Annotated in this window: 4 protein-coding genes; 3 read left to right on the forward strand and 1 reads right to left on the reverse strand. The window is 51.5% G+C overall.

Features of this window, described 5'->3' with window-relative positions:
• The 3 genes from ACTF5Z_RS11610 to ACTF5Z_RS11620 all read left to right on the forward strand — a co-directional run.
• The coding region (locus ACTF5Z_RS11610; RefSeq protein ID WP_438985780.1) for a PQQ-dependent sugar dehydrogenase at positions 1 to 825 on the forward strand (825 nt) is incomplete at its 5' end.
• 151 nt (positions 826 to 976) lie between these two features.
• Positions 977 to 1,159: a CPXCG motif-containing cysteine-rich protein gene (locus tag ACTF5Z_RS11615; protein ID WP_040818070.1), complete on the forward strand. Its 183-nt coding sequence runs from the start codon at positions 977 to 979 to the stop codon at positions 1,157 to 1,159.
• 297 nt (positions 1,160 to 1,456) lie between these two features.
• The gene (locus ACTF5Z_RS11620; protein WP_438985781.1) at positions 1,457 to 2,695 is read left to right on the forward strand and encodes a DEAD/DEAH box helicase; all 1,239 of its coding nucleotides are present in this window, start codon (positions 1,457 to 1,459) and stop codon (positions 2,693 to 2,695) included.
• A gap of 8 nt (positions 2,696 to 2,703) precedes the next feature.
• Here the strand turns inward: ACTF5Z_RS11620 and ACTF5Z_RS11625 are convergent.
• Positions 2,704 to 3,648 (reverse strand): serine/threonine protein kinase (locus ACTF5Z_RS11625; protein ID WP_438985782.1); only part of this gene is annotated, 945 nt, incomplete at its 5' end.

The raw sequence follows: 3,648 nt of genomic DNA on the forward strand, positions 1-3,648 counted from the left end.
TATGTGGCCAATACGGATGCTTTACTCCGCTTTCCTTATGAGTTGGGTGAGGAGTATGTCGCTGGTCCGGCTGAGCATCTAACTGATCTGCCGGCCTTACCGTACAACCATCACTGGACCAAATCGCTGCTGCTTGACTCAGTCGGCCGCCGCCTTTGGATTGGAGTGGGTAGTAACAGCAATATTGCTGAGAATGGTATGGAAAACGAGGAAATGAGAGCCGCCATTCTGCAATACGATATCGAAAGCGGCGAGCTGAGTGTTTACGCAAGCGGTTTGCGCAACCCGGTGGGTATGGCTTTGCACCCCGAAACAGGCGGGTTATGGACGGTGGTTAATGAGCGCGATGAGCTTGGCGACCAGCTGGTACCCGATTACCTGACAGAAGTCATCGAGGACGAATTTTATGGCTGGCCTGTGTGGTACATGGGCGGGAACAAAGATGAACGAGTTTTTGCAATGGGGATCGACAATGACACCAGGGTAAGAGAGCCTGATTACGCGCTTGGGGCACATACTGCGTCGCTGGGTTTAGACTTTTACGACTATCCGCACCCAAGCCTACGGCACGCGGCGATTATTGGGCAGAGAGGATCTTGGAATCGCAGTCAGTTTGCAGGCTACAAAGTCATCGCCGTTCAATTTGATGCCGGTCGGCCAAAGGATGCTCTGCCAATCACCTTGCTCGATGGCTTCTTAAACGAAAAAGGCCAAGCGAGGGGTCGCCCGGTTGGGGTTCAGGTGTTGGGCGATGGTGCGATTGTGGTGGCGGACGATGTGGCTGGGATTGTTTGGCGCTTGGCTCCTGCTGTATCTACAAAGTAATTGCATTTCCCCCCTAGACCATTTTGCGTGGGGTGTAATAGCTCTTGGCGCATACACCTTAACGCTTTGTTCATTCGACCAGACACTTCGCTCGTGATCCAAGTTAGCCCTTGTGCGTACTTTGTACTCACGTTGTTGGAAGAGCATGACTATGCTGGATACTCAGAACATACAGTGCCCCTATTGCTGGGAGACTATCGAGCTCGTGATTGATCACAGCGTCGCAGAGCAAGACTACATTGAAGATTGCGAAGTTTGTTGCCGACCGATTCGTTTGATGGTCGCTGTTGAGGATGGCGAGAGCTACGTGACCGCATTGCATGAGGATGAGTAGTCGGCAATTACCGATGCCCGCGCATTTTTGCTCCGTGTCGGTAGCAACCAGGCGAAGTCAGTTATTGGCGCAAGTGGTTGCTTTTCAGGGATGATCCGCCTAGACTCCGCGCACCCGGAGTTGCTCCGAGGCTCTGCTTAAAGCAGAGATTGTTTGGTCTTTCCTTCCCCCCAAGTTGATCCTTCTGTGTCTCTTACACTTAATATGTCACGACGGTCCTACTGCAAAGATCAGTTGAATAATTGACCTGCTGACGACAGCCGGTCGTATGCGCTCATCTTGGTGCAAGGATATCTTATGAATTTTTCGGATTTAGGTTTGTCGCCTAAGTTACTACAAGCGATTTCGGACACTGGTTATACAACACCCACCGCAATTCAATCCGCGGCTATTGGGCCGGTTTTGGAAGGCAAAGATCTCATGGCCTCTGCCCAAACTGGTACTGGGAAGACGGCGGCTTTTACTCTGCCATTGCTTGAGAGCTTGTTGCGCCAGCCAAACAGCTCCAAATCCCCAAAGTTCCTAATCATTACGCCCACTCGAGAGCTCGCTGCCCAAATCGAGGCCTCTGCCAAGACCTACAGTAAATACATGTCCTGTCGGACCTTAGCGGTGTTTGGTGGCGTTAAAATAGGCCCTCAGATTCGTCAGTTAAAGCAGGGCGTGGACGTACTCATTGCCACGCCGGGCCGCTTGCTTGATTTGAGTGAGCAGGGCGAAGTCGACTTGAAAATGATTAACGTGTTGGTGCTGGATGAAGCCGACCGAATGCTGGACATGGGATTCATTCCCGCCATCAGGCGTATTCAAAAGCTACTGCCAGCAAAAAAACAAACGCTGATGTTTTCAGCGACCTATTCGGATGAGATTCGAACGCTGGCGCAAACCTATCTGCGGCAACCCGTAGAAGTGAGTGTTACGCCGAAAAATGCAGCGGCACACACGGTTGACCAGTTGATCTATCCGGTCGATAAAAAACAAAAATCGGCGGTGCTGCAGTATTTGCTCAACAACAACGGTTGGGTACAAGTCTTGGTGTTCTCTAGAACCAAACACGGTGCAAATAAACTCGTAAGAGAGTTAGATAAGGCGAATATCAGAGCGGCTGCGATTCATGGCAATCGAAGTCAGTCGCAGCGCACAAAAGCCTTGGCGGATTTTAAGAGCAGTAAAATAGCGGTGCTGGTCGCCACCGATATTGCGTCGCGAGGTATCGATATTGCCCAGTTGCCCGTTGTAATCAATTTTGATTTACCCAATGTGCCCGAGGACTACGTACATCGTATTGGTCGCACCGGTCGCGCGGGCTCTAACGGGCGCGCAATATCGTTGGTGTGTGCCGATGAAGTGAAGCAACTTAGAGACATCGAGCGGGTAATTAGTCGCCAATTGCCGCGAGAGTTTATTGATGGATTTACGCCTCAGGAGCCCTTGCCTGAGAGCCCTGCTAAAGCCAAACGTCCAAGCTCCAAGCCTAAGTCGGCTCCAGGACGCTCTCGGCGGTCGGGTCAGCGACGCACTCATTCAGCCGGTTGAATGAGTACCTACGGCTTAACGTTGCCGCTGATGCGTTCAAGCGGTGCTTCCTGTAGAGCGCTTAATTGTTCTCTCAGTTCAAGGATGTGTTCACCCCAGTACCGCTCGGTATTAAACCAAGGGAACGCTCTTGGAAACGCTGGGTCACTCCACCTGCGTGCAAGCCAGGCTGCGTGATGCATCATGCGCAGTGTTCGAAGACTCTCGATGAGTTCGAGTTCGCGGTCATCGAAGTCATAAAACATTTCGTATCCCTCGAGCAAAGCTTCAAGTTGTTGCGTTTGCTCTAGGCGATCTCCACTGAGCAGCATCCATAGATCTTGCACCGCAGGCCCCATGCGACAGTCGTCAAAATCAACGAACACAGCCCGATCGTCACGCCATAAGATATTGCCTAAATGACAATCGGCGTGCAGGCGAATGGGCTGGTAAGGGCGGCTTTCAAAGATGGAGCTCACTTTTTCGAGTATGTCTCGAGTTAACGTGGCGTACGAGTCGGCTAGGCTTGCGGGTATGCACTGGTCACTAAGTAAAAATTCGCGACTTTCGGTGCCATACGACTCGACTGTGATTGCCGGACGAGACTGAAAGTCTCGTTCGGCACCGATGGCATGGAGTCTACCGAGACAGCGCCCTAAAAGTTCTATGGTTTCTAGGTTACTGGGTTCAGGGGCATGACCGCCAAAACGCGTAAACAGTGAAAATAAAAAACCATTATCTTCATAGACCGATAGGCCATTCGGCCCGATCATTGGCGCTACTACAGGCCATTCTGCCGCCGTCAATTCTGCGCAAAAATCATGTTCTTCGCCAATTTGATCCAATGACCAGCGATCAGGCCTGTAGAACTTAGCAATGAGCGGTGGCTCGTCTTCTATCCCCACTTGAAAGACGCGGTTTTCGTAGGAGTTTAGGGCGTTAATACGTCCGTCGCAGCGATAACCCTGTGCTTC

The organism is Aequoribacter sp. (assembly GCF_965659035.1).
Lineage (GTDB): Bacteria > Pseudomonadota > Gammaproteobacteria > Pseudomonadales > Halieaceae > Aequoribacter.

Coding starts and splice junctions, on each gene's coding strand:
- ACTF5Z_RS11615 (WP_040818070.1), top strand. CDS start 977: ATGCTGGATACTCAGAACATACAGTGCCCCTATTGCTGGGAGACTATC.
- ACTF5Z_RS11620 (WP_438985781.1), top strand. CDS start 1,457: ATGAATTTTTCGGATTTAGGTTTGTCGCCTAAGTTACTACAAGCGATT.